Annotated in this window: 19 protein-coding genes and 1 pseudogene; 15 read left to right on the top strand and 5 right to left on the bottom strand. The window is 67.2% G+C overall.

The features are described from left to right. Positions 1–9: 9 nt before the first annotated feature. Positions 10–456: a multicopper oxidase domain-containing protein gene (locus tag QHF89_RS42495; RefSeq protein ID WP_284721659.1), complete on the bottom strand. Its 447-nt coding sequence runs from the start codon at positions 454–456 to the stop codon at positions 10–12. 237 nt (positions 457–693) lie between these two features. Between QHF89_RS42495 and QHF89_RS42490 the strand changes: the two genes are divergently transcribed. Both QHF89_RS42490 and QHF89_RS42485 read left to right on the top strand, forming a co-directional pair. Continuing rightward, on the top strand, positions 694–1,020 hold the full coding sequence (locus QHF89_RS42490) for a hypothetical protein (protein ID WP_136968089.1): 327 nt from the start codon (positions 694–696) through the stop codon (positions 1,018–1,020). 239 nt (positions 1,021–1,259) lie between these two features. After that, positions 1,260–3,557: a heavy metal translocating P-type ATPase gene (locus QHF89_RS42485; protein WP_284721658.1), complete on the top strand. Its 2,298-nt coding sequence runs from the start codon at positions 1,260–1,262 to the stop codon at positions 3,555–3,557. A 135-nt stretch (positions 3,558–3,692) separates the two neighbouring features. Here QHF89_RS42485 and QHF89_RS42480 read toward each other — a convergent pair whose 3' ends face one another. From QHF89_RS42480 to QHF89_RS42470, 3 genes are all read right to left on the bottom strand, one after another. Next, a complete protein-coding gene (locus QHF89_RS42480; RefSeq protein WP_136968090.1) occupies positions 3,693–5,879 on the bottom strand; it encodes a sensor histidine kinase in 2,187 nt (728 codons plus the stop codon). Positions 5,880–5,950: 71 nt separating this feature from the next. Continuing rightward, a complete protein-coding gene (locus tag QHF89_RS42475) occupies positions 5,951–7,201 on the bottom strand; it encodes a SufS family cysteine desulfurase (RefSeq protein WP_136968091.1) in 1,251 nt (416 codons plus the stop codon). Positions 7,202–7,485: 284 nt separating this feature from the next. Then, entirely contained in the window at positions 7,486–9,561 is a 2,076-nt protein-coding gene (locus tag QHF89_RS42470; protein ID WP_136968092.1) for a multicopper oxidase family protein, read from the bottom strand. Positions 9,562–10,821: 1,260 nt separating this feature from the next. Between QHF89_RS42470 and QHF89_RS50065 the strand changes: the two are divergent. Next, positions 10,822–11,040: pseudogene (locus QHF89_RS50065) on the top strand (ABC transporter permease subunit); the annotation flags it as partial. 336 nt (positions 11,041–11,376) lie between these two features. Here QHF89_RS50065 and ppsA read toward each other — a convergent pair. Continuing rightward, positions 11,377–13,653 (bottom strand): phosphoenolpyruvate synthase, encoded by a 2,277-nt coding sequence (gene ppsA, locus QHF89_RS42460; protein WP_136968122.1) that lies wholly within the window; start codon positions 13,651–13,653, stop codon positions 11,377–11,379. A gap of 124 nt (positions 13,654–13,777) precedes the next feature. Between ppsA and QHF89_RS42455 the strand changes: the two genes are divergently transcribed. The 12 genes from QHF89_RS42455 (at position 13,778) to QHF89_RS42400 (ending at position 25,777) form a co-directional block, all read left to right on the top strand. Beyond that, complete coding sequence (locus QHF89_RS42455) at positions 13,778–14,959, top strand: 4Fe-4S dicluster domain-containing protein (protein ID WP_136968094.1); 1,182 nt, start codon at positions 13,778–13,780, stop codon at positions 14,957–14,959. Positions 14,960–15,022: 63 nt separating this feature from the next. Then, complete coding sequence (locus QHF89_RS42450) at positions 15,023–15,436, top strand: cyclic nucleotide-binding domain-containing protein (RefSeq protein WP_284721655.1); 414 nt, start codon at positions 15,023–15,025, stop codon at positions 15,434–15,436. Further along, a complete protein-coding gene (locus tag QHF89_RS42445; RefSeq protein ID WP_136968096.1) occupies positions 15,433–16,272 on the top strand; it encodes an FAD/NAD(P)-binding protein in 840 nt (279 codons plus the stop codon). Before QHF89_RS42450 ends, QHF89_RS42445 begins: the two co-directional genes overlap by 4 nt. Before the next feature lies 1 nt (position 16,273). Continuing rightward, positions 16,274–17,086 carry an NADH-quinone oxidoreductase subunit B family protein gene (locus QHF89_RS42440; RefSeq protein WP_136968097.1) on the top strand — a complete coding sequence of 271 codons (813 nt, stop codon included), beginning with the start codon at positions 16,274–16,276 and terminating at the stop codon, positions 17,084–17,086. After that, positions 17,079–18,368, top strand: a complete 1,290-nt coding sequence (locus tag QHF89_RS42435) for a Ni/Fe hydrogenase subunit alpha (RefSeq protein ID WP_136968098.1) — start codon at positions 17,079–17,081, stop codon at positions 18,366–18,368. Before QHF89_RS42440 ends, QHF89_RS42435 begins: the two co-directional genes overlap by 8 nt. 13 nt (positions 18,369–18,381) lie before the next feature. Then, entirely contained in the window at positions 18,382–18,834 is a 453-nt protein-coding gene (locus QHF89_RS42430) for a hydrogenase maturation protease (RefSeq protein WP_284721654.1), read from the top strand. Between the two features lie 16 nt (positions 18,835–18,850). Then, a complete protein-coding gene (locus QHF89_RS42425) occupies positions 18,851–19,192 on the top strand; it encodes a hydrogenase maturation nickel metallochaperone HypA/HybF (protein ID WP_136968099.1) in 342 nt (113 codons plus the stop codon). 9 nt (positions 19,193–19,201) lie between these two features. Continuing rightward, positions 19,202–21,502, top strand: coding sequence for a carbamoyltransferase HypF (gene hypF, locus QHF89_RS42420; RefSeq protein ID WP_136968100.1), 2,301 nt, complete (start codon positions 19,202–19,204; stop codon positions 21,500–21,502). Beyond that, positions 21,502–21,762 carry a HypC/HybG/HupF family hydrogenase formation chaperone gene (locus tag QHF89_RS42415; RefSeq protein WP_136931914.1) on the top strand — a complete coding sequence of 87 codons (261 nt, stop codon included), beginning with the start codon at positions 21,502–21,504 and terminating at the stop codon, positions 21,760–21,762. The genes hypF and QHF89_RS42415 overlap by 1 nt, the downstream gene beginning before the upstream one ends. Continuing rightward, positions 21,759–22,850: a hydrogenase formation protein HypD gene (gene hypD, locus QHF89_RS42410; RefSeq protein WP_136968101.1), complete on the top strand. Its 1,092-nt coding sequence runs from the start codon at positions 21,759–21,761 to the stop codon at positions 22,848–22,850. The genes QHF89_RS42415 and hypD overlap by 4 nt, the downstream gene beginning before the upstream one ends. Continuing rightward, entirely contained in the window at positions 22,847–23,908 is a 1,062-nt protein-coding gene (gene hypE / locus QHF89_RS42405; RefSeq protein ID WP_136968102.1) for a hydrogenase expression/formation protein HypE, read from the top strand. The genes hypD and hypE overlap by 4 nt, the downstream gene beginning before the upstream one ends. A gap of 18 nt (positions 23,909–23,926) precedes the next feature. Continuing rightward, complete coding sequence (locus QHF89_RS42400; protein WP_136968103.1) at positions 23,927–25,777, top strand: GNAT family N-acetyltransferase; 1,851 nt, start codon at positions 23,927–23,929, stop codon at positions 25,775–25,777. Positions 25,778–25,845: the final 68 nt, after the last annotated feature.

Raw genomic sequence — 25,845 nt, 5'->3', positions numbered from 1 at the left:
CAGCAAGCATCATCGTCGCCGGTTCGAGTCCTCCGCGATCACCTCCATGCGGCGCATCATCTCCATGTCTTCATGTTCGAGAATGTGGCAGTGCCACACGAATTCCCCGGTGTAGCGGCCGAATCGGACAGCGAAGCGGGTAACCTCGCCTGGATTGGCCCGAACGGTATCCTTCATGCCGCGCTCGTTCTCGGCCGCCGGGACGGCCGGTCCGGTAAAGACCAGCTCACCTGCCGACCGGAATCGCTCGACGTCGAAGGGCTGGCGGTCGAGGATGAGGAATCGAACGAGGTGAAGGTGAATCGGGTGGGTGTCCACGGTCGTGTTGATCAACCGCCAGATCTCGACCGTTCCCAACCGCGGCTTTTCGGTGGTGGCGTCACCCCAATGAAGCGGGTGACCCTCCCGCGGTCCGGTCGGGATCGGAGTCGGATCCCATTGCTCGAACGAACGCAAGTGTTTGGTATACCAGCGCAGGCACGCGTAGAGGGCTTCACTGAGATATTTTGCAGGCCTTGGCATGCGTGCGGATGGCAGTGCTCACTTAAATGACATTTTTCTGGCCGAGTGCTCGCTTGACGTTGAACGCGCGCAACGACATGAGATCGCCCGGACGGCGTGTCGGGCGCGTGGTGGCTCATGCCCCCGTATCATTGCCGCGGATTCTCATTTCGTGTGGCAGGAGGGAGGACGATGACGACACGGTGTGCTCGAGCGGGGGCCCTCGCCTGGATGGGCAGCGTGCTGATCGGGATCGGCATCTTGCTCTCCATTCTCCAGTGGGCCTTGACGGCCTACCTGGTGCTCCACGGACGCGGAGGCGAAATCGAAAGCGGTGTCCTTCCTCGAACGCTCGACGTGAATGCCCCAATCGGCGGGGGCAAGTGCATCACGATCAGCTACTCAGGCCTGGTCCTCGCGGCCCTCGGCACCATTCATCATGTCGCGGCCGAGTGCCTGTGGACGCGATGGGGATCGCGCGCCGTGCGGCGTGTATCGAAAGCACGGCGCTGCTCGTAGGCCAATGGCGTCGAGCGCGAGGTCCCGTTATGATTGTCGCCGTCAGCCCTCGAGCGAGCTCCTGCTGTCCCCGCGCCGAAGAGGCCGGCTGCGGCAATTGCAAGAACTTCACTGCGTTCCGCAGACGCTCGCCCATGGCTCGCCTTGGTCCAGTAAGTGCATATACGATATGCGCCAGGATGAACAGCGGCAGGACCTAGGGAGGGAAGCCATGCAAGCCATGCGCGGGCGGTGATCACGTGCGCAAGCACGTCCAGTCGCAGTGGCAGTTGGCTCTCCTCGGGCTCGCCCTCGTTGGCTTGGCTGCAGGTAGCATTCTGCACCTCGCAAGGGTCGGCGATGCGGACCGGTGGGTATGGGCTGGTGTCACCGGTATCGTTCTCCTCTGGACGTTTTCCTCTGTCGTGAGGGGATTGCTCCGAGGAGAAACGGGAGTCGATCTCATCGCCGTCTTGGCGATGGCAGGCGCACTCGTCCTCGGCGAATACCTCGCGGGCGCCATCATCGCGGTCATGCTCACAGGCGGCGCTGCACTCGAGCGGTTTGCTGTCGCCCGAGCACGACGCGAGCTGAGCGCCCTGCTCGAGCGCGCTCCGCATACAGCACATCGCCGAGCGGGGGTCGACATCGTCGATGTCGACATCGACGATGTCGTGCTCGGCGACGTCCTCGTCGTCAAGCCGGGTGAGGTTGTTCCGGCGGACGGCATCGTCAGCTTGGGACCCGCGATTCTCGACGAGTCGGCGCTGACCGGTGAATCCAAACCCGTGCAGATCGACACCGGGTCCCCTGTACGCAGCGGCGGCACGAACGCGGGCAGCCCGTTCGAGCTGCGCGTGACTGCGCCCACGGCCCAAAGTACCTATGCCGGCATCATTCGCCTGGTCAGGGCAGCGGAGGAATCAAAGGCGCCGTTCGTGCGACTCGCGGATCGATACGCGCTCGCCTTCCTGGGTCTTACCGTTACGCTCGCGGCGCTTGCGTGGATCGCCGGGGAAAGCCCGATCCGCGCACTCACCGTGCTCGTTGTCGCAACGCCGTGCCCACTCATCCTGGCCGCGCCGGCAGCCATCATCGCCGGCGTGTCGCGCGCGGCGAGGCACGGCATCATCGTCAAAGGCGGCGGTCCGCTCGAGACGCTCGCACGTGCCACGGTGCTGCTGCTGGACAAGACCGGGACCGTGACCTCGGCGCGTCCGCAGGTCGTGGCGGTAGAAACCTTCGGAGCCATCTCCTCCGATGATGTCGTCAGGTACGCCGCGTCCATCGAGCAGGTCTCGGTCCATCCATACGCGCCCGCGATTCTTGCGGAGGCGCGGAGCCGGAGCGTCGAGCTGAGCTTCCCCGTCGACGTGCGCGAGCAGATGGGCACGGGAATCGGAGGAAACGTGGACGGCCGACGCGTGGCCGTGGGACAGCTCGGTTTCGTGGCTCCGAGTGCACCGCGCACGCCGGAGCTTCGGTCGATCGAACTACGTACCGCGGTTGAGGGCTCGTCGAGCGTATACGTTTCGATCGACGGCTCGCTCGCAGGCGTGCTGCTCCTCCAGGACCCGATCCGGCCGGAAGCGCCGCGTGCCCTCCGCGCGCTTCGCGCCGCTGGCATTCGGCGCATTCACATGGTGACGGGGGATCATCCCGACGTCGCGGAGCTCGTCGGCGACGCCCTCGGCGTGGACCGCGTCTTTGCGGAGCGAGCGCCGGAGGAGAAGGTCGAGGTCATCAAGCTGGTACGCGCCGAGGGCCTCACGGTGATGGTTGGCGACGGCATCAACGACGCCCCGGCGCTCGCGCTCGCCGACATTGGAGTGGCGATGGGAGCGCGCGGCGCCACGGCCGCCTCCGAAGCAGCGGACGTCGTCCTCACAGCGGACCGGCTCGAAGGGCTTCTCCTCACGACGCGGATCGCGCAGCGTACTCGGCGCATCGCGCTGGAAAGCGTCTTCGTGGGGATGGGGCTCTCGCTCGTCGCGATGGTGTTCGCCGCCGCGGGATGCATCACGCCGGTCGCCGGAGCCGTACTCCAGGAGGGCATCGACGTCCTGGTGATTTTGAATGCGCTTCGCGCGCTTGGCGACGGTGGCCCGCTCATCATGTCAAGGCGCGGTGACGTCAAGGGCCTCGCGCAGGGGCTTGCCTCGGCGCACCGCTCGCTGCGTCCACACGTCGGCGATCTCGCCGCGCTGGCCGCGCGCCTCGACTCGCTGCCAGCGCGGGAGGCGCGTGCACAGCTCGAGCGGATTCGTGACATGTTCGAGAAGGAGCTGCTGCCCCACGAGCGAGAGGAGCAGCAGACGGCCTATCCACTCCTCGGCAAACTGCTGAAGGAGGAGGACCCGACCGGCCCGTTGATCCAGACGCATCACGAGATCCGGCGGCTCACGCGGCTCTTCGGTCGTCTGGTCGCTCAGCTTCCTGCGGAGGGCCCCAGGCCGGAGGATCTCCGAGACCTGCGCCGCGTGCTCTACGGCCTCCACGCCATCCTCACGCTGCACTTCGCTCAGGAGGAGGAGCTGTACAGCCTGTTTGAAGGCTGATGAGCTTTCGATGCCGAGACACGTCACGCGGGCCATTCATGGCCAAGGCCGCCCGGAGCGTGCCAGCACGAGCCGGAGTGGCTGCCGCGAGGGTGCGGAGGCGAGGGCAAAGCGCCCGCGACTCGGGACACCTTTCTATGCCGCCAGCGCAGATTGCTCCGCCGGAAACCATAGCCGGAAGGTCGAGCCCTGGCCCGGCGTGCTCTCCACGGCAATGGTGCCGCCGTGCGCCTCCATCAGCCCCTTGGCGATGTAGAGGCCGAGGCCCAGCCCCGTGTTCTTCTCACGCGCCCGCGCGGCCTGAAAGAAGCGATCGAACAGCCTGCCAAGATCCGCCGCCGAGATGCCCGGGCCGCGGTCCTCGACCGTCAGCGCCGCGCCTCCCGCCTCCGCACGGAGGGTCACCCGGATCGGCGAGCCGGCGTCGGAGTACTTGGCGGCGTTGTCGAGCAGGTTCGTGAGGATCTGCGCCAGCCGGGCCGGATCGACGAAGACCTCGGGCACACAACCCTCCACATCGAGGGTCACCGGGTGCTGCCCGAGGGTCGGCTCGATTTCAGCGAGCAACGAGCGCGTCTCCTCCTCCAGCGACACGGGCTTTCGATCGAGCGATAGCCGCCCGACCTCGATGCGAGACGCATCGAGCAGGTCCTGCGTCATGCGCGAGATCCGGCAGCCGATTTGGAGCAAACGTTGGAGTTGCGGCACCGGCACCACGACCGAATCACCATCGGGTTTTGCGAGCAGCTTCTTTAAAAGCAACATCATGGCCGCGACGGGGTTGCGGAGATCGTGAGCGATGACGGCCGCGAACTCGTCTCGCAGGCGGTCCATCTCGCGGTGGGCCTCCTGCGTGCTCTCGACTTGCTGGGCGTAGGCGATGGCCAGCGCTGATTGCGTGGCGAAGAGCCGGACCAGACGCTCGTCCTCCTCCGTGAACTCGGCGCCACCATCCTTGTCACAAAGGTAGAAATTCCCGAATACCTTCTGCCCGATGAGCAGCGGGACGCCCAGGAAGGACGTCATCGCGGGGTGGTGCGCGGGGAAGCCGACCGATCGCGGATCGGCGTGGATGTCCGCGACCCGGCTGGGCTGCGGGTCTTGGATGAGCGCGCCCAAGAGCCCTCGGCCCTGTGGTAAGTGGCCGATGTCACGGGCGACCTTTTCGGAGACGCCCACGTAGACGAAGTCGGAAAGGCCGGTGCCCTCGGCGTCGAGCACCCCCAGGGCGCCATAACGGGCGCGGGTCAGCTCGCAGGCCTGCTCCACCAGGCGGCACAGCAGTTCGCGCAGGGGCATGGCGGCCTCGATGGTCATGGCCATGTCGCGGAGCAAGCGCAGCCTTCGGGCCTCGCGGCGCTCGGCGTCGCGCTGCCGGGCTTGCCGCAGCCCGAGAGCACAGGCGCCCGCCACGCCCCGGAGCAGGCGGCGCTCGAGCGAACTGAGCTTCCCCGGCTGCCGCCGCGCGAGCCCTAGCACCCCGACAAGCTCGCCCCCTACGCTCAGGGGGAACGCCACCACCGCGTGGAGCCCCAGCTCGAGCAGGCGCAGGGTGCCACGGAAGGCGCCCTCCGGCAGCTCCTCGATGCGAGCGATCTCCTGGATGTCCCCGGTCTCGGCTGCCAGCGCCGCGACCGTGCTCGCCAAATTCGTATTCAAATCTTGCGCGAATGCCTCGGGAACCCCGACCGAGGCGACCAGCCTGAGACGTTCACCGCCCCCGGTGGCGATGAGAAACGCGGCGTCGGCGCGAACGGCGGCAGCTACCTCGTCGAGCAGCCCATGGGCCAGGGTCGAGGGCTCGTCCGCGCTGAGAAGCGCGGCGCCGATGCTGGCCACGAGGTCGGCGAGCCGGACCGCGAAGGGCTCGTCGGCGACGTTTTCGAACGCGAGCAGCGCCTCGCCGGCCGACGCGCGGCAGCGCACCAGGAGCAGGAGGCGGCGAGCGGTTTGTCGATCGTACCAGACTTCCTCGTCGCAGAAGGACTCGCCGTGGAGGGCGCGACGCCACGGCAACTCTTTCTCGGCGAGGACCGCCTGGGTTCCGAGCCGGGATATCTCGAAGCGCTCCGACAGCCGTTCCGGGGTCGGTGACTCCATCTCCAGGAGCTCGCGCAAGGACGCGCTCGCCTGGACCTCACCCGTGCTGGTCAGCCTCATCATTGGCCAGGGGAGCAAGGATTCCACGATCATGCAGAAGGTATTGGTACGCCCGAGGGCAACCGTCGAGGTCACCGCGGCCAGCAAGCGGTTGAGCGCATCGAGAGCGATCACGCGAGGTCTCGCCGGGGCAAGACGGGCGGGCGTCTCCTTCTGGAACACGCAGCCCGATCCGTAAAAACCACCCGGTCCTGGAGCCCTGATCCCCGGCGCGTCGGGCGGTCGTCCGGAGGCTATCGCATCTCGCGCAGACACGTGGCGAGCGCATCGATATCCTCCCTCGTGGTGTAAAGGCCTATCGACGCGCGCGTCGTGCTGGGGAGCCCCAAGCGGCCCATCAAGGGTTGCGTGCAATGGTGCCCCGCCCGCACCGCGATTCCGTTCCTGCCAAGGGCGGCGCCGATCTCCTGCGGGTCCACCCCATCGATAACGAATGCCAGGATGCTCGACTTCTCCCGGGCCGTGCCGATCAACCGGAGCCCCGGGATCTCTCGGAGCAGCTCGGTGCCGTAGGCGAGCAACGCCGACTCGTGGGCGTGGATATCCGCGAGGCCGAGCGAGGACACGTAATCGATTGCAGCGCCGAGGCCGATCGCGCCGGCGATGTTGGGCGTTCCCGCCTCGAACTTCTGCGGCGGCGGCGAAAATTCAGTGTTCTCGAATGTCACGAAGGAGATCATGAGGCCGCCACCCTGGTACGGCGGCATCGCCTCGAGATGCGCAAGCTTGGCGAAGACGACGCCGATCCCGGTCGGCCCGTATACCTTGTGACCACTGAAGACGTAGAAATCGGCGTCGAGGTCGCGCACGTCGACCGGCATGTGCAGGGCCGCTTGGCTGCCGTCGATCAGTACGGGGATCCCGCGCGCGTGCGCGAGACGGACGATTTCTTGGACCGGGTTCACGGTCCCCAGCGAGTTCGAAACGTGGACGACCGAGACGAACTTGACGCGGTCCGTGAGCATTCGCTCGAAGGCATCCATATCGAGCTCGCCCGCATCCGTGATCGGCGCGACGCGGAGCGCGATGCCCTTTTCCTGCCGCAGGAGTTGCCACGGCACGATGTTGGCGTGGTGCTCCATGTGGGTGATGAGGACCTCGTCGCCTTTCTCAAGAAAATGCCGCCCGTAGCTGCTGGCGACGAGGTTGATCCCTTCGGTCGCATTGCGGACGAAGACAATCTCACGCGCGTCTCCGGCGTGAATGAAGCGGGCCACCGTCTGCCGCGCGGCGTCGTAGAGCGCCGTCGATCGCTGGCTCAGGGCGTACACGCCCCGATGGATGTTGGCGTAGTCCTCGCTCATGAAGCGCGTCATCTCGTCGAGGACGGCCCGCGGCTTCTGCGCGCTCGCGGCGGTATCGAGGTACACGAGCGGCCGCCCGTTCACCGGCCGCTGGAGGATCGGGAAGTCCCGCCGTACGCGCTCGACCTCGAAGGCCGGTGCACCAGCCCTCTCCCGGACGATCTCCTCGTTCGCCCTCATATTGCCCTTCCCTCTCGACGGTGTTTTCGGTACCGGACCGCCGCAATGCTGAAGCGAGCCCCGTGCCAGGGAACGCTGCTTGGCCTCGCTGGGTACGGCCCATGCAATCACGGGCCAGCGAACGGGTTGCGCGCCGATGTAGACGCGCGTGGGCCTGGCGAAACCAAGGACGCCCCTGGACGTCTCCAGCCTCGGCCCTGTGGGTCGAGAAGCACAGGCGGCCGGGCTCTTCACCAGGTAGCTCGTGATTGGGGCTTCCCGGCCGGCCTGCAGAGGGATGTCGCCTACGTCGGCTGGCCAGGCTGCAACGGGCCGATCCGGTACGGCCGCATCATCTCGTTGTCCTCGTGCTCGACGATGTGGCAATGCCAGACGAATTGCCCGGACGTCTTGAACTGCACCCGGATGCGGGTGACTTGGCCTGGATAGGCGATGACGGTGTCCTTGAAGCCGGTCTCCCACGCCTCGGGCGGGTTCGGTGCAAAGCCGATGTCGACCTGGACTTGCTGGGTGGCCTCGTCAACGAGGATCGGTTGTCGGTTGACCACCTCGAAGGCAACCTCGTGCACGTGCATCGGGTGGGCGTCTGGGGTCGCGTTGTAGAACTCCCATAGCTCCGTGGCACCGACGGCAGGGTTCTCGGAGACGTCGTCGTCCCAGTGGAGCTCGGTCCAAGTGCCCACGCCCGTATTGGGATCGCCGGCGACGGTGCCCAGCAAGGCTTCCGCGGGCGCGTCGGGGAAGAACTCCGACAACTTCTCGAGGAGCGCAAGCGGCCGTGTGATCGTCGCCGCCGGAAGCGGCGTGATCGCCGGCAACTGCAAGAATTGCGGGGGCGTGGTCGGATCGGGAGCGACCGCCGGCACCACGCGGAATTGCATCACCTGGCCCGTGGTCACCGGGTCCGCGACCGGGAAATCGATCCCCGGCACGCCGCCGCCGAACGGCTCGTCCGGACCGAGGTTGCCGAGCACGTAATTGCCGACCGGAACGTTGGTGAAATCGACGATGAGGTCGGCCCGCTCGGCCGGGCTCATGACCAGATGATTGCCGTTCGTCACGGTGAGGTTCACCGGTGCCGCCAGGAAGCCGCCCTCATTGCCGATCGCCCAGACCGCGACGCCGGGGATGTTGCTGAAGTCGAGGATCAAGAAGCGCGACTGGCAGCCGTTGAGGAAGCGAAACCGGTAGCGCCGCCGCTCGACGGTCTGGAAGGGCCAGGTGTTCCCATTGACCATCATCATGTTGCCGAAAAATTCTGGATTCCAGATTGGCGAGATGTCGGTGTCCGGAATGTAGGGCCCGGGGATGCCGTCGAAGAACGCCCGCGTGTCGGGGTAGAAGAGCGACCCATTCGTGTTGAACGAGCGGTCCTGTATGGCGATGGGGATCTCGTAATAGGTTTTGTTGGGCGGGAACTTGTCATTTTCCTTGGGGCCGGGGCCCGGCAGCACCGCCTGATTGCCGGATCGGGTATCGATCACGGCGCCATCGCCATCCGGCCCGCCGCGAATGATGTAAAAGCCGGCCGGGCCCGCGTACACGTTCACGCGGGTCATGCCCAGCGTATGGTCGTGATACCAAATGGTCGCTGCGCGCTGGTCGTTCGGGTATTGGAAGGTCGCGAATCCCGGACCCCACGTGACGCCGAACTTCGCTGCGGCCTTGCTCGCGAAAAAGTTGTACCAGGTGCCTTCCGTGGCGTAGCTCGCCGGAAGATTGCCAGCCGCCGGCAGGTACCATGCCTCCGCGTAGCCGTCGCTCTCGTCGCCGACGCCAACCGCGCCATGCACGTGCGTGACGATGGGCACCGGTCCGGTGTATGGACCGGGGGTGGATGCGAAGGTCGGCCGCGTGTCACGTTCCGCAAGACCGCCGGGCGGGTTGGCCCAGTGCAGCGTCTGGTCCACGGGCAAGATATGAGGCAGGAAATTCCCGCTCGCGTCGAGGAGCTCGTTCATCCATTTGATGCGGACGGGACGCTTCCAGTTCGCCTCGATCGTGAGCGACGGCGCGTTGTGTATCAGTAAACCTCTCCCGTTCTTGCTTGCTGAAGTAACAGCGCCGTATCCCCACACCGTCGTCGGCGGAAACAAATCAGCCGGCAGGATCTGCTGGGCGAACTGGCGCACCGAGATCTCGTAGTAGTCGGCCTGCTTGCCGCCCTGCATCTTGATCGTTCCGGCCTTGGGCATCACAGGCGGGATCAGCAAGGGGGTCAGATACTTCGTCACGAGCGTGGGATCCAGCGTGCCGCCCGGAACCTGCGCGAGCGCCCTGCGAACGCCGAGTTTGTCGTAGGTGAAGAGCGTCAGCGCCGTCGCCCCCGTGTATTTCAAGAATGCCCGCCGTGAAAGCATCACGCCCCCTTCTTCATTCGTGGTTCTGGGTCGCAGGCGGCTCTCCAGGTCGAATGTGAGCGCGTGATCGACACCTCCGCCATCTGGCACGCCGGCGCCTCCTGCTCGGCGGACGTCGTTCGTCCAGAAGGTTGAAGGACGGTCGCTGCACACCTTCGTCGGATCGGTGCCTGCGCGATCGAATGCCCGTGTAAAACTTTCGAGGGCAGGGACGCATTCGCCCTCCCCCGCGTCAGCGGGCCCGAGTGTGCCTCACCATATGCTCGCTGGCAACAACGACCCGCCGGGGTTGATCAATGGCCCTGGGAGGCGAGGCGCAGGCTGCGCTCGGGGACCGAGACGTGGCTCGACCAGGTGGTCACAAACCTGCTCACCAACGCCGCAGCCGCGCGGCCGAATTGATGTAGAGCTTTACGCCGAGGACAGCCTTCCTCCGGATACGCGAGGAGCCCGCTCCGGGGGTTCTGCCGGCTCGGCGTGAAGGAAGCCTGCGCCCGCCTGGACAACCTGTGCAGCCTCTTCGATCGTCAGCCCGACGAATGGATGAGCTGGGCGAGCCCGGCGTCTGGTCCGGTTCGTGCCCGGTTCGTGCCGGGAGAGGACAAGGATGCAGAAGCGATTCGCCTGGACGCCGGCGTTGCTCGCCGCGATGGTGCTGGCCGCTGCGGCGTGCGACAAGAGGGCTCCGCCCCCGCCTCCCACCCACCCGATCACGAGCGTGAGCGACCTCGTGCCCGGGGCGAGGGTTGGCGTGCAGCGGGGCACGACCGGCGCTTTCTACGCGGAGAACACGCTCGCGCCGAGGGGCGTCGAGATCGTGACCTTCATCAAGGCCCCGGACATGTACAACGCGCTCGAGGCGGGGCAGATCCAAGCCATCATCAACGACCTTCCGATCTCCGAGGACGTGGTCGAGAGGAAGCCCGACCTGAAGATCGTCCAGCGGATCGACAATGGCGAGAAATACGCATTCGCGGTCCACAAGGAAAAATCCGCGCTCCTCCACGGCATCGACCAGGCGCTCGAGAACCTCTTCGCCGACGGCACCTACAAGGCGATCTTCACCAAGTATTTCCCCAGGCAGCAGCTCCCGTCTCATGTGGAGGATGCGACGGCCGTACCCTTCTCCGGCTGCTCCTCGCTATCGACCGTGCAGCCGAAGACGTTGACGATCGGATCGGACCTCCCCTATCCCCCTTTCGAGTTTTTCACCGAGAGCGGCGAAACGACGGGATTCGACGTCGAGCTCACGCCTACACCGCCGCCATCCTGGCCTTCTCCCTCAACACCGGCGCATACTCCGCGGAGGTGTTCCGGGCTGGTATCCAGTCGATCGAGCGCGGCCAGATGGAAGCGGCCCGGGGGCTCGGGCTCGGCTACATGCAATCGATGCGGTACGTCATCGTTCCCCAGGCCGTGCGGCGGGTCATCCCGCCCCTCATGAACGAGTTCGTCATCTTGATCAAAGACACCTCGGTCTCCGACCGGACGAGCAGCAATGCCCAGGCCGCCGCGGTGTGAGCCGCCAGTTTCCGGAGCGCCTCGCGGACCTGAATGGGTGTCAGGAAAAAACGAACAACGAGCGCCCCAGCGAGGCGTCAACGGGCGGGACGTATTGCGGACGCAGTGGGGTGAGCACGGCGAGACGAGTCAAGCCCGGGCGAGGGAGGAAAAGGCGCATGGCAATGCACGCGCGCGACATTCTAGAGCGCAATTGGGGGCCTCAAGAGCGCCATGAATCTCAATTCGCATACGAGATCTATCGATTGTTCGCGACGGCTCGATGGTACAGCCTCGGGGGAGGGCGCTCGAGCCTCAAGGCCGCCGCGCCGCCTCGAGCAGAAGGCGCCGCTCGGCCGCGGCAATCGCCCGCCGTGCAGCCGGCTCCGCGTCGGGGTTGACCGAGATCGACGTGATACCGAGCCGCACCAGGTGCTCGGCGAACTCGGGCCGATTCGACGGCGCCTGGCCGCAAAGCGAGGAGGTGATCCCGGCCTTCTGGCACGCGCGGACGATCCGCTTGATCGCGTCGAGCACGGCTGCGTCGGATTCGTCGAAGAGTTCGGCGCACAACCCTGAATCACGATCCACGCCCAGCATGAGCTGGGTCAGGTCGTTCGAACCGATCGAGACACCGTTGATGCCCATGCGCGCATACGTAGGAATCCAGAATGCCGCCGAGGGAACCTCGGCCATGACCCATCGCCAAAGACCTCGCTGGCGGCCGAGCGCGCTTCGCTCGACCATCTCGAGGCACGCTTCGAGCTCCCAGCGCGTCCGCACGAACGGGATCATCAGGTGCAAGTTCGGCGTCTCCGCACGGACCCGGGCGAGCACGTCGAGCTCGAGGGTGAACAGCTCGGGCTCTCGCACGTAGCGATAGCAGCCGCGATATCCGATCATCGGATTCTCCTCGAGGGGCTCGAACCGTTCGCCCCCTTTCAGCCCGCGGAACTCGTTGGTCCGGAAATCGTAGGTCCGATAGATGACCGGTCGGGGTTGAAAGGCGCGAGTGATGCGGAGCAGGGACGCGGACATGCGCTGGATGAAGTCGTCACGACCGCCGGACGCGAGCAGCTCCTTCGGGTGCACCCCGGCGAGCGCGTCGAGCAGCATGAACTCGGCCCGGAGCAGCCCCACGCCGTCCACGGGTAGCGCGGCGACCTCTTCGGCGCGGTCTGCAATCGCCAGGTTGACGTAAAGGCGCGTGCCGAGAACAGTAGGCGAAGGCGCGCCCGACGGCCCAGCGGAGGGGGCCGTCCCGGTCCCTGGGGAGGCCGTCTTGGGCTTTTCGGCCGCGGGGGCGGCGCCCGCGAGCACCTGACCGCGCGCTCCGTCGACGGTGACGAGCTCGCCGTCCCGGAGCAGGCGGGTCGCCGCGCGCGCGCCGACCACGCACGGGATACGCAGCTCGCGGCTGACGATCGCGGCATGGCAGGTCATTCCGCCGCTGTCGGTCACGAGCGCCGCCGCGCGTCGGATCGTAGGCACCCAGTCGGGTGACGTCATCGGCGCCACGAGCACCTCGCCCGCCTCGAGCCTCTGCCCTTCGCCCGGCGAGCGCAGCACGCGCACCCGACCCGACGCAATGCCCGGCGAGGCGCCGAGGCCGGAAACGAGGGCCGCTCCTCGCTCCGGCGGCGCGCCGAGCGTCGTGATGGGCCGGCTCTGGACCAGATAGAAGGCGCCGCCTTCCTCGGCCCATTCGATGTCCTGCGGAGCGCCGTAATGTTCCTCGACCTGTATCGCCAGGCGCACCAGCGCGAAGAGTTCCTCATCGCGGAGCACTCTGCGGCCGCCCTCCTCCTCCGATAGCTCCACGCGTCGCTCCGCACCGTCGGGGCCACGGATCACCTTGAACGCCTTGTGTCCCACGCGCGCCTCGAGCAGCCGAGGGCCGCGCTTCGACACGGTGTACGTATCCGGCTCGACCTGACCACCGACCACGACTTCTCCTAGTCCAAATGCCGCCTCGATGACGATGCGCGAGGTATCCGCAGTCGCTGGGTCCGCGGTGAAGATCACGCCGGAGCGATCGGAGTTCACCATTCGCTGCACGACGACCGCCAAAGCGGGCTCGTCTCGGAGTTGCTCGGTCTTCCGATAAGCAACCACGCGCTCGCCGTACGCCGACGCCCAGCAATCGCGCACGCGCTCGAGCAGCGCCTGCTGCCCAACGACGTTCGTGTATGTCTCGTGCATTCCGGCAAACGAGGTCGTGGCCGTATCCTCCGCGGTGGCGGACGAGCGCACCGCAACAGCGGAGGAGGGGCCGAGCTTTTGGTAGGCATCGACGATATCCGCCTCGATCTCGGTCGGTATCGCTGCTGCGCGGACGAGGCGCCTCATCTCGGTGCTCGTCGCGCGCATGGCGGCAGCGTCATCCGGATCGATCCCCGCCAACCGCTCGGCAAGCTGCTGCCGTATCCCCGCGGCCTCCATCGAGCAGAGGAACGCATCCGCAGGAATGACAAAGCCGGGGGGCACAGGCAGACCCACGCGCGTGAGCTCGCCCAGATTGGCTCCTTTTCCACCGGCCGACGCGATGTCCGCGCGCGACAGCTTCTCGAACCAGATCACGTGCGCGACCATGATCACCTCCCCGGGGCTCGCGGCGCTTGCCAGCGTGCCGGCAAGATTCACGCCTCGATTATCCACCAACGCGAGACTTCCCCCTTGCCGCTGTCGGTCTCGCGTCTTTTGAACCGGCTACCGTATGCCGACGCCCCATGCCGCCCCCGCACCACTTGCGCCTGAACGCGCGATACCTGCATCTGCTGCACGCCTGCCCGTCGTCCTCGCAGCGGCCGATCTGGACGCCCTCGTCCAGGCGCTCGCTGGGCGCGGCTACCGCGTCCTCGGGCCCGTAGCGCGTGACGGTGCAATCGTGATCGACGATGTGCGGCACGCCGCGGACCTGCCGATCGGCCTCGAAGACGTGCAGGGACCTGGCCGCTATCGCCTCGAGCGCCGCGAGCATGACGCCTTTTTTGCGTTCACCGTCGGTCCGCATTCCTGGAAGCAAACCTTCCATGTACCGGTCGAACGCTTGTTCCAGATTCGGCGGCACAAGGAAGGGCTCTCCGTCCTCCCGGACGTGACGCCGCGCCTGCAGGTCGCCCTGCTCGGCGCTCGCGCCTGCGAGATCCACGCGATCGAAATCCAGGACCGGATCCTCATCCACGGCGAGCACCCCGACCCACGCTACGCCGCGCGCAGAGGCGACGTCTTCGTGGTCGCGGTGAACTGCATGCGCGCAGGAAACACATGCTTCTGCGCATCCATGGGGACCGGCCCTCGCGCTGAGCGGGGGTTTGATCTCGCTCTCACCGAGCTCATCGAGTCGGGCGCCCACCGCTTTCTCGTCGAGATTGGAAGCGACGAGGGCGCCGCCGTCGCCGCGGAGTTGCCCATTCGTCCGGCCAATCCAGAGGAGATCGGTGCGGCGGCTTCGGTCTCCGAGCGCACCGCCGCGGCCATGGGTCGCCGCCTCGACACGAGCGGGCTCAAGGAGCGTCTTCAGAAAAACCTGGAGCACCCGCGCTGGGACGATGTCGCGACGCGCTGCCTGGCCTGCGGCAATTGCACGATGGTCTGCCCCACCTGCTTCTGTGTTGAATTCGAGGACACGACCGATCTCGCGGGCGAGACTGCGGAGCGCACGAAGCGCTGGGAGTCGTGCTTCACGCTCGGCTTTTCCCATGTGCACGGTGGCTCCGTGCGCAGCTCGATCAAGGCGCGCTATCGTCAATGGCTGACCCACAAGCTCGCCGGGTGGCACGACCAGTTCGGCTCCTCCGGCTGCGTTGGGTGCGGGCGTTGTATCACCTGGTGTCCCGTGGGGATTGACATGACAGAAGAGGCTGCCGCCGTCGGGCAGCCGGAAAAGGACGGCTGAAAGAGGCGTATGGAGCAGGAATCCCTCGCCCGAGCGATTGCACAGCATCCCCTCGTCGCCGGCATGTCCGATGAGCACGTCGACTTTCTGAGCGGCTGCGTCAGGAACGCCCGTCTCGACGAGGGCCAGTTCCTCTTCCGCGAGGGCCAGCGCGCGGATGAGCTTTACCTCATTCGCTCCGGAAAGCTCGCCCTCGAGAGCCATGATGGCGCCCGTGGAGCCATCGTGGCCGAGACCGTCGGCGGGGGCGACGCGCTCGGCTGGTCGACGCTCTTTCCACCCTATCGGTGGGGACTCGATGCGCGTGGAATCCATCTTGCGCACCTCTTCGCCATCGATGGCGCCTGCCTGCGCGCCAAGCTCGAGGCCGACCACGACTTCGGGTACGCCTTCACTCGACGGCTTTTGAACGAGGTCCACAGCCGCCTGCAGCGGGCGCGGCTGCAGGCGCTCGACGTCTATCGGGCCAGGCCATGACCGTCTCCTCCGCCCCCGACCCCATGCTCCCCGAGCCGCTCCGCATCGCGCGAGCGAAGCGGGAGACGCACGGTGTTTTCACGTTCGAACTCGACGTCTCTGCCCGCGGCGGGTTTCCGTTCCTGCCGGGGCAATTCAACATGCTGTACCCGTTCGGCGCGGGTGAATCAGCCATTTCGATCAGCAGTGATCCCCACCAGCCCGATCGGCTCGAACACACGATCCGCGCCGTGGGCGCGGTGACGCGTGCCCTCGAGCGCCTCGGCCGTGGTGACGTCGTGGGCGTGCGCGGGCCGTTCGGCAGCGCCTGGCCGATCCGTGAGGCGGAGGGAAGAGATCTCGTGGTGATCGCCGGTGGCATCGGCCTCGCCCCGCTTCGCCCCGTCGTCTATCACGCGCTCCGCCGTCGCGAAGCGTTCGGCAAGGTCGCTTTGCTTTACGGCACTCGCACCCCCGACGACATCCTCTACCGCAAGGAGATCGAGCGCTGGCGGGGCAGGCTCGACGTCGAGGTCGAGATCACGGTCGACACGGCCGGGAGCGATTGGCGAGGAAATACGGGCGTCGTCACCAAGCTCATCAGCCGGGCTGCATTCGATCCCAGAAGAGCGCTCGCCATGATTTGCGGCCCCGAGATCATGATGCGCTTCTGCGCACGCGAGCTCGAGCGGCTCGGGGTCTCGCTGGACAGGATATGGATCACCATGGAGCGCAACATGCGCTGCGGCACCGGCCTCTGCGGTCATTGCCAGTTCGGCCCCTCCTTCGTGTGCAAAGACGGCCCCGTGTACCGCTACGACCGGGTGCAGGACCTGCTCCTGGTGAGGGAGGTGTAGCGTGCGTACACAGAAGAAGAAACCCAAGCTGGCCGTCTTCAAGTTCGCCTCCTGCGACGGCTGCCAGCTCAGCCTCCTCGATTGCGAGGACGAGCTGCTCCTCTTGGCCGACGCTGTTCGGATCGCGAGCTTCGCCGAGGCGTCGAGCAGAGTCCTTCGGGGCCCGTACGACATCAGCCTGGTCGAGGGCTCGATCACCACTCCGCACGACGCCGAGCGGATTCGCGAGGTCCGCGCCCAGTCGCGCGTCCTCGTCACCATCGGCGCGTGCGCCACGGCTGGCGGCGTCCAGGCGCTCCGCAATTACCGTGACGTGAAGGAATTCGCGCGCGTCGTCTACGCACGGCCGGAGTACATCGACACGCTCGCGACCTCGACGCCCATCGCGGGCCACGTGAAGGTCGATTACGAGCTCCGCGGTTGCCCCATCGACAAGCGCCAGCTCCTCGCGGTGCTCTCGGCGCTGCTTTCCGACCGAACGCCGTCGATCGCGAGCCACGCGGTGTGCGTGCAATGCAAGCTGCGCGGGAACGTCTGCGTCATGGTCGCGCACGGGACGCCCTGCCTCGGCCCGGTCACGCACGCGGGCTGTGGCGCCCTCTGCCCGACGTACCACCGCGGTTGTTATGGCTGCTTCGGCCCGGCCGAGACGACGAATACGGGCGGGCTCGAATGGGCGCTCGTCGCCGCAGGCGCGAGCCATGAGGACATCGCGCGCACCTACGCCACGTTCAACACGGCCGCGCCGCCGTTCCGGAGGGCGCAGGAAGAGCAGCTCGTGCAGATCCGGCTGAAGGAGGGGCGCCTTGGCTAGGACGATCAAGGTCGATTACCTCGCGCGCGTCGAGGGCGAGGGGGCGCTCACCATCCGGTTCAAGGGTGACAACCCCTCGGCGGTCGAGCTGCGTATCTTCGAGCCGCCTCGCTTCTTCGAGGCTTTCCTGCGCGGCAGAGCATACCTGGAAATCCCCGATATCGTCGCGCGCATCTGCGGCATCTGCCCCGTCGCTTACCAGATGAGCGCCTGCCATGCCATCGAGGATGCGCTCGGCCTACGGACGGACGGCGCGCTCCGCGCGCTGCGGCGTCTGCTCTACTGCGGCGAGTGGATCGAGAGCCACGGGCTGCACGTGTTCTTGCTGCATGCACCCGATTTTCTGGGCTACGAAGACGCGATCGCGATGGCGAAGGACCACCGCGAATGGGTGGTTCGAGGCTTCGGCATCAAGAAGGCTGGAAATGCGATCGTGGCCGCCCTCGGCGGACGGGAGATCCATCCGATCAACGTCAAGGTCGGCGGGTTCTACCGCGTGCCGACCCGCGCTGAGCTATCGGCGCTCGTGCCCGCGCTGGAGACTGCGCTCGGCGATGCGGAGATGTGCCTCGACTGGGCGGCGCAGTTCGATTTCCCGGCGTTCGAGCGTGATTACGAGTTCGTCGCGCTGCGCCACGTGGACGAGTACCCGTTTTGCGAGGGTCGTATCGTATCGAACAAGGGCCTCGACATCGACCTGCACGCGTACGAGGAGCACTTCGCCGAGCTGCAAGTGCCTCACTCGACCGCGCTGCACTCGGTCGTTCGCGGCCGAGGCGACTATCAGTGCGGGCCCCTCGCTCGGTTCAACCTGAATTTCGATCGGCTCGGCGAACGGGCCCGTGACGCCGCACAGCGCGTGGCGTTCGTCCCGCCATGCCACAACGTATACAAGAGTCTGCTCGCGCGCATGATCGAGATCATCCAAGCGCTCGACGAGGCGATCCGCATCATCCACGGGTACGCGCCGCCCGACGCGCCCGCGATCACGGTGACCCCGCGCAGGGCCACGGGATATGGCTGCACGGAGGCGCCGCGCGGCATGCTCTGGCACAAATACACGCTGGACGAGGCCGGGCTCGTCGAGGACGCCCGCATCGTCCCGCCCACCTCCCAGAACCAGAAATGCATCGAGCAGGATCTCTGGCAGCTCGCCCCGACGCTCGCCGCGATGCCCCACGCGGCGGCCACGCGGCGCGCCGAGCAGGCCGTGCGCAATTTCGATCCCTGCATCTCCTGCTCGACCCACTTTCTGCGCCTCGCAATCGAGCGGGAGGATTGACGTGGTTGTTCGCGTGATTGCCATAGGCCAGCGTGCGGCGGGCGATGACGGTGTGGGGCCGGCCGTGCTCGACGCATTGCGGGCGCAGGGTACAGGCGAGGGGGTCGACCTCTGCGAGGTGGACGAGCCTTCCGCGCTCCTGCCCCTTCTGGAAGACGCACGCCGCGTGATCCTCGTGGACGCGGCCCTGGGTGGCGGCGGCGGCGCTGGCACGGTGCACGTGCTCGCGGAGGAGACGCTCGACGTGCGCGATATCGCACCCATTTCGACACACGGGCTGACCGTGGGGCAGGTCCTTGGGCTCGCCCGCGCGCTCGCTCCAGACAAGGTTTGTCGCGACATCTCGATCGTCGCGGTTTCTGTCGAGCGCCCGGCTTGCCTTTCCTATGGCCTGTCACCCGAGGCGCTCGCCGCCGTCCCGCGCGCGGTCGAGGCCGTGCGAAACCTGGTCGCGGGAGCGAGCTGAAGAGGAGCCGACGTCGATGCACGAGTCCTCGCTGGGCAAAGAGGTTCTTCGCTTGGCGCTCGCGCGAGCGAACGACGAGGGCGCGGCACGCGTACGCGCTGTGCGAGGCTGGGTTGCCGAAACGGAGCAGCTCGATCCGGAGGCGATTGCGTTTCATTTCGCCGCGTACGCCCGCGGAACCAAGGCCGAGGGGGCGCGGCTTCATCTCGTGCTCCTCCGCGTCGAGGCCGAATGCCACACCTGCCAGCGGACCTACCGGCCTGAGCAGCACCTGCTCCTTTGCCCTCGATGCGGCTCCACCGAGGCCACGCTCCTCGGACCGACGGGTCTCGGCATCGATTGCATGGAGGTTGAGTAGGAGGACGGTATGGCGCGCGTGTCCTTGCACGTGGAGGGGATCGTTCAGGGCGTGGGCTTCCGACCGTTCGTCTATTGTAAGGCCATGGCGCTCGGTTTGTCGGGCTGGGTCAAGAACGGATGTAGCGCTGTGGAAATCGAGGCCGAGGGTTCTCCCGAGGCGATCGAGGCGTTCGTCCGCGCGCTCGAGTTCGACGTGCCCAAGCCGGGCGCCGTCGCGCGAATCGAGCGCCGCGAGCTCCCCGCGCGCACCGGCGCGGCTCCACCTTCTTCCGGGTTCTCGATCCTGCCGAGCGAGGAGGGCGCGCGGCCCGTGCCGCTCTTGCCAGCCGATCTGGCGACCTGCGCCGACTGCATGGCCGAGACCCTCGCCCCGGAGGGCCGGCGCCGCGGCTATCCCTTCACCACGTGCGCCCGCTGCGGGCCGCGCTGCACGATCATCGAATCGCTGCCGTACGATCGCGACCGCACTTCGATGCGGACCTTCGCGCTCTGCGACGACTGCCAGCATGAATACGAGGACCCGCGCAACCGTCGCTTCCACGCCGAGACGATCGCATGCCCGCGCTGCGGCCCCCGCCTTTCCCTGCTGTCGCCTGCGGGGGAGGAGATCGCCGAGGCAGCACGCGCGCTCCGAGACGCCGCGGCGGCGCTGCGCGCGGGCCGCGTCGTCGCGCTGCGGGGCGTGGGGGGATTCCAGCTCCTCGTGGACGCGACCGACAGCGATGCGGTGAGGGTGCTCCGCCGCCGGAAGCGGCGCGATGAGAAGCCCTTCGCGGTGCTCTTCGCAGATGCGCACGCTGCAGCCGCAGCGGCCGTGCTCTCTGCCGAGGAGATGCGGGCGCTCGTGGGCCCAGAGGCGCCCATCGTGCTCGCGCGCCGCCGAGTGCCCTCCGTCCTCGCCCCCGAGGTGGCGCCGCGAAGCCCGCTCGTGGGCGCGATGCTGCCGGCCTCACCGCTGCACCGATTGATCGCCGAAGCCGCCGGGCGCCCGCTCATTTGCACGAGCGGCAATCTCTCGGGGGAGCCGCTCGCCGTGGACGTGCCCGAGGCTCTCACGCGTCTCGCGGGCATCGCCGATCTGTTTCTCGTTCATGACCGCCCCATTGTGCGGGCCATCGACGACTCCGTGGTGCGCGCGGGCCCGGACGGCATTTCCGTGATCCGGCGCGCTCGAGGATTCGCGCCCCTCTCCGTTGCAAGATGGGCCGCCGATGCCCCCGTCCTCGGCATGGGCGCACACCTGAAGAGCACGATGACGCTCGCCGTGGGTGGCGAGCTTTTGACGAGCCAGCATCTCGGCGATCTGGATGGCCCCGCCGCCGTGGATCTGCTCGAGCGCACGGCAAGGGACATGACGCGCTTTTTCGACCTGCGCCCATCCGTCATTGCATGCGACCTGCACCCGGATTACGCGTCGAGCCGCCTTGCCGAGCGACTTGCACGCGAATGGGGGGCTGAGGTCGTGCGCGTGCAGCACCACCACGCCCACGTGCTGTCCGTGGTAGCCGAGCACGGCTTGGACGAAGGCGAGGTGCTCGGCCTCGCGTGGGATGGTGTGGGGCTCGGGGCGGACGGCAGCGCGTGGGGCGGCGAGGCGCTTGTCGCGAGCGCCTCGGGCTTCCGCCGCGTCGCGCACCTTCGACCCTTCCCCCTGCCGGGCGGCGATCGCGCCGCCCGCGAGCCGCGCCGGAGCGCGCTCGGCCTGCTTTACGCGACGCTCGGCCCGGACACTCTCACGGCGGCGCGCGCGTTAGGGGACGAGTCCGCCGCGTCCTGTCTGCTCGCAGCGATGACCCGCGGGTTTGCGGCCCCCCTCTCGACCAGCGTGGGGCGGCTCTTCGACGCGGTTGCGGCGCTTCTCGGCCTGCGAGACACGTGCTCGTTCGAGGGGCAGGCGGCCATGGAGCTCGAAGGGTGCGCCGCGACGCACCCCGATCCGCGCCCGGAGCCTTACCCATTGCCACTTTCAGATGGGGCTCCCGCGGTTGCCGACACGGGGCCACTCGTGCGGGCCGTATTGACGGATCGAGCCGCCGGTCGGCCGCTCGCCGAGATGGCGGCTCGATTCCACGCGGGCCTGGTCGATCTCGGCGCTCGTGTTGCGGAGCGAGTGAATCTGCCCCGCGTTGTGCTCGCGGGCGGCTGCTTCCAGAATGATCTGCTCACGCGTGCGCTCACCTCGCGGCTGCGCGCGGACGGGTTCGACGTGCGCCTGCCGGCACGCGTCCCGACGAACGACGGCGGAATCTCCGTGGGCCAGGCGGCGATTGCCGCGAGGAGCTACGAATCTAGAAATGGAGGACGGTGATGTGTTTGGGGGTGCCGGGGAGAATCCTGGATGTGCGGGAGGGCGATCTCCGGGTTGGACACGTGGCATTCGGCGGCGTCGTGCGGGATGTATGCCTAGAATACGTACCCGAGGCGGGTGAGGGAGACTGGGTGATCGTGCACGTGGGATTTGCGATCTCCCGCATTGATGAGGCCGAGGCGGCTCGCGTCTTCTCCTATTTGGAGGAGATCGGGGACCTCGGCGAGCTCGGGCGCAGGCCGGAGGGGAGGACCGCATGAGGTACGTGGATGAGTACCGCGACGCCGATGTCTGCCGCCGCTACGCATCGGCCATCACCGCGAGGGCCACGCGCGCGTGGCGCATCATGGAGGTCTGCGGCGGCCAGACGCACGCCATCGTACGCTTCGGCATCGACGCGCTGCTCCCGCCGGGGCTCGAGCTCTTGCACGGTCCCGGCTGTCCCGTCTGCGTGACGCCGCTGGAGATGCTCGACCGCGCCCTCGCCATTGCTGCCAAGCCCGGAGTGATCTTCTGTTCGTTCGGCGACATGCTGCGCGTGCCGGGGACGCGCTCGGACCTCTTCTGTGCGAAGAGCGAGGGGGCCGACGTGCGCATCGTCTATTCGCCGCTCGACGCTCTCGAGATTGCCCGCCAGAACCCGGGCAGACAGGTCGTGTTTTTCGGGGTGGGCTTCGAGACCACGGCACCAGCGAATGCCATGGCCGTACGCGAGGCGCGGCGGCGCGGCCTATGCAACTTCTCGATGCTCGTCTCGCACGTGCTCGTGCCCCCGGCGCTCTCCGCGATCCTCTCCGCGCCGGATGGTCGGGTCGACGCCTTTCTCGCAGCCGGCCACGTGTGCACGGTGATGGGCTTGGACGAGTACCGGCCCATCGCCACGCGCCATCACACGCCCATCGTGGTCACAGGATTCGAGCCAGCGGACCTTTTGCAGGGCATCCACATGTGTGTCGTGCAGCTCGAGGAAGGGCGCGCGGAGGTCGAGAACCAGTACGCGCGATCGGCGCGCCCGGAGGGCAATCGAGAGGCGATGCACGTCGTCGCGGAGGTGTTCCGGGTCGTACCGCGGAAATGGCGGGGCATCGGCGAGATCCCGGCGAGCGGGCTCGGGCTCCGCCCCGAGTATGCGCAGCACGACGCGGAGGCGCTTTTCAACGTGGGAACGATCTCGACCGAGGAGCCGTCGGTGTGCATCAGCGGCCGGGTGCTGCAAGGGATCGAGAAACCCTCGGCCTGCCCGGCATTCGGCACGCGCTGTACGCCCGAGACGCCGCTCGGAGCGACGATGGTGTCCTCCGAGGGGGCCTGCGCGGCCTATTATCGTTACCGGAGGGCTGGGTCGTGACTGCGCGCGATTTCGAACTTGCATGCCCGGCGCCGTTTCGGCACCGGACCGTGCAGCTCGCGCACGGCGGCGGCGGGCGTCTTTCACGCGAGCTCGTCGAGCAGATTTTCATACCCGCCTTCGGAGGCGCCGCGCTCTCCGCGCGGCACGACAGCGCAGTCGTGGAGGCTCCCAGGGGCCGCATCGCGTTGACCACGGATGGCTACGTGGTGCGGCCGCTGTTCTTCCCGGGCGGAGATATCGGCAAGCTCGCCGTTTGCGGCACGATCAACGACCTCGCCATGACCGGTGCTGCGCCCCGCTGGCTTGCTGTCGCCTTCGTGCTGGAGGAGGGCCTTCCCATGGAAGACCTTCACCGCGTGGTCGCCTCGATGCGCGATGCCGCTCGAGCCTCAGGAATGGAGATCGTCACGGGCGACACGAAGGTCGTGGATCGCGGCAAGGGCGACGGAATGTTCATCACGACGACGGGTGTGGGCGTCGTGCCGGAGGGGATCACGATCGAACCTCGCGCGGTACGTCCAGGCGACGTGGTTCTCGTGAGCGGTGACCTCGGGCGCCATGGGATCGCGGTGCTATCGACGCGCGAAGGGCTCACGATCACGGGGGCGCTCGAGAGTGATTGCGCGCCGCTCGACGGGCTCGTCGCCGCGCTGCTCTCGGCGGGTGTCGTGCCGCATTGCCTTCGTGATCCGACGCGCGGCGGGCTCGCCTCGGCGCTCAACGAGATCGCCCTGGATGCAGGTGTCGACATCGACATCGACGAGCGCGCGGTTCCCGTGAACGAGACGGTGGCCGGCGCGTGCGAACTCTTCGGGCTTGATCCGCTCTACGTCGCGTGCGAGGGCCGGCTCGTCGCGTTCGTGCCGGAGGAGCACGCGGCGGCGGCCATCGAGGTGATGCGCGCCCATCCGGCGGCTCCGGAGCCAGCGCGGATCGGGACCGTCCGCGACAACGCGGCGCCTGGTCGGGCTGGCCGGGTCACGCTCCGGAGCCGTCTCGGCATGAACCGATGGCTCGACATCCCTGCGGGCGAGCAGCTCCCGAGGATTTGCTGAGCCTGACGGAGGTTTCTCGTGGAGCTCACACCCTGGCTACAGCGCTTCTCCCACAAGGTCACGACGCCAGAAGGCGCAGCGCGCGCCATTCCGCGCGGTCGCCGTATCCTCATCGGCTCGGGTGCGGCCGAACCTGCGCGGCTCGTCGAGGCCATGGTCGAGCATGGCCATCACCTCGAAGGCAATGATATCGTCCACCTGCTCACGCTGGGCCCCGCCCCCTACGTCAAAGCTGGGCTCGAATGCCGCTTCCGTCACACGGCGTTCTTCATCGGGCCGAACGTGCGCGACGCGGTGGCCGAGGGGCGTGCCGACTTCATGCCGGTCTTCCTCTCGGACATCCCCGAGCTCATCCGCTCGCGACGCGTGCGCATCGACGTCGCGCTCATCCAAGTATCGCCGCCCGACGCGCACGGCTACGTGAGCCTCGGCGTTTCCGTGGACATCGTGCGGGCCGCGATCGACGCCGCCGATCTCATTCTCGCCGAGGTCAATCCGCGCATGCCCCGCACGCATGGCGATTCGTTCTTGAACATCGGGCGCATCCAGCACCTCGTGCCCGTCGACGCGCCCTTGCCGACGCGCACTGCCGAGCCGCTCGACGAGGTCGACCGCGCTATCGGCCGTCATATTGCCAGCCTCGTCCCGAACGGTGCCACCTTGCAGACCGGCATTGGCAGGATCCCCGATGCTGCCCTCGCCGCGCTCGAGGAGCATCACGACCTCGGCGTACATACCGAGATGTTCTCTGACGGCGTCATGTGCCTCGCGCTTCGCGGCGTGATCAACGGGCGCAAAAAAACGCTCCTGCCAGGCAAGCTCGTCACGTCGTTCGTGATGGGCAGCCAGGCACTCTACGACTGGGTGCACGACAATCCCGCCGTGGAGATGCGCCCCTCGGGCTTCACGAACGACCCGTTCGTCATCGCCCAGAATGACATGATGATTGCGATCAACGCGGCCCTCGCCGTCGATCTCACCGGCCAGGTGGCAGCCGACACGCTGATGGGACGCTTCTTCTCGGGCATCGGGGGCCAGGTCGATTTCATTCGAGGTTCGGCGCGCAGCCGTGGCGGCAAGCCCATCATCGCGCTGCGTTCGACGGCCAAGGAGGGCCAAGTGAGCCGCATCGTGGCCGGGCTCGAGCAGGGCGCCGGCGTCGTCACGAGCCGGGGCGACGTGCACTACGTGGTCACGGAGCACGGCGTCGCCGATCTCTGGGGCAAGAACATCCGCCAGCGCGCGCTCGCGCTCATCGATATCGCTCACCCCGATCACCGCGCTGATCTGCTCGCGGCGGCCAAGCAGCGCCGCTACGTCTTCGGCGACCAGACCTGCGCGCGTTCGGCGTACCCGTGGGAGGAGGCGCGGCGCGAGATGCTACCAGGCGGGCAGGAGGTGCTCGTGCGCCCGCTACGCATTTCGGACGAGGACGCGCTGAAGGACCTCTTCTACCGCCTTTCCGACGAGAGCACCTACCAGCGCTTCATGAAGTTCAAACCCTCCCACCCGCATGAGGAGCTGCTGCAACTCGTGAGCCTCGATTACGAGCAGAACATGGGCCTCGTGGTCGCGCGCAGCGACAACGGCTGCGAGGAGGTCATCGGCCTCGCCCGCTACGACGTGGCCCCGGCGACACGGAGGGCGGACATCGCTTTCGTGGTGCGCGACGAATGGCAAGGGCGCGGGGTTGGCACGCTGCTCATGCGGCGCATGGCCGAGGTGGCGCGGGCACGGGGGATCATGGGCTTCTTCGCGGACGTGCTGGTGAGCAACAAGCCCATGATGGCGATCCTCTACAAAAGCGGGCTGCCCGTGAAAGCCAATCTTCGAGATGGCGCTTATCATCTCGAGATTGACTTCCCATGATTGCGCATCCGAGGGCCACCCCCTCGGCCGCGCTCGTGCGAAGCAGCAAAACACCAAAGAGATCATTC

The organism is Polyangium sorediatum, from assembly GCF_029946465.1.
GTDB lineage: Bacteria > Myxococcota_A > Polyangia > Polyangiales > Polyangiaceae > Polyangium > Polyangium fumosum.
This window is presented reverse-complemented; position numbering and strand designations above follow the sequence as displayed.

Bases quoted from the DNA above. Each gene is read 5' to 3' on its own strand.
- QHF89_RS42490 (WP_136968089.1), top strand. From the start codon at position 694: ATGACGACACGGTGTGCTCGAGCGGGGGCCCTCGCCTGGATGGGCAGC.
- QHF89_RS42475 (WP_136968091.1), bottom strand. From the start codon at position 7,201: ATGAGGGCGAACGAGGAGATCGTCCGGGAGAGGGCTGGTGCACCGGCC.
- QHF89_RS42470 (WP_136968092.1), bottom strand. From the start codon at position 9,561: ATGCTTTCACGGCGGGCATTCTTGAAATACACGGGGGCGACGGCGCTG.
- ppsA (WP_136968122.1), bottom strand. From the start codon at position 13,653: ATGGTCGCGCACGTGATCTGGTTCGAGAAGCTGTCGCGCGCGGACATC.
- QHF89_RS42455 (WP_136968094.1), top strand. From the start codon at position 13,778: ATGCCGACGCCCCATGCCGCCCCCGCACCACTTGCGCCTGAACGCGCG.
- QHF89_RS42450 (WP_284721655.1), top strand. From the start codon at position 15,023: ATGTCCGATGAGCACGTCGACTTTCTGAGCGGCTGCGTCAGGAACGCC.
- QHF89_RS42445 (WP_136968096.1), top strand. From the start codon at position 15,433: ATGACCGTCTCCTCCGCCCCCGACCCCATGCTCCCCGAGCCGCTCCGC.
- QHF89_RS42425 (WP_136968099.1), top strand. From the start codon at position 18,851: ATGCACGAGTCCTCGCTGGGCAAAGAGGTTCTTCGCTTGGCGCTCGCG.
- hypF (WP_136968100.1), top strand. From the start codon at position 19,202: ATGGCGCGCGTGTCCTTGCACGTGGAGGGGATCGTTCAGGGCGTGGGC.
- QHF89_RS42415 (WP_136931914.1), top strand. From the start codon at position 21,502: ATGTGTTTGGGGGTGCCGGGGAGAATCCTGGATGTGCGGGAGGGCGAT.
- hypD (WP_136968101.1), top strand. From the start codon at position 21,759: ATGAGGTACGTGGATGAGTACCGCGACGCCGATGTCTGCCGCCGCTAC.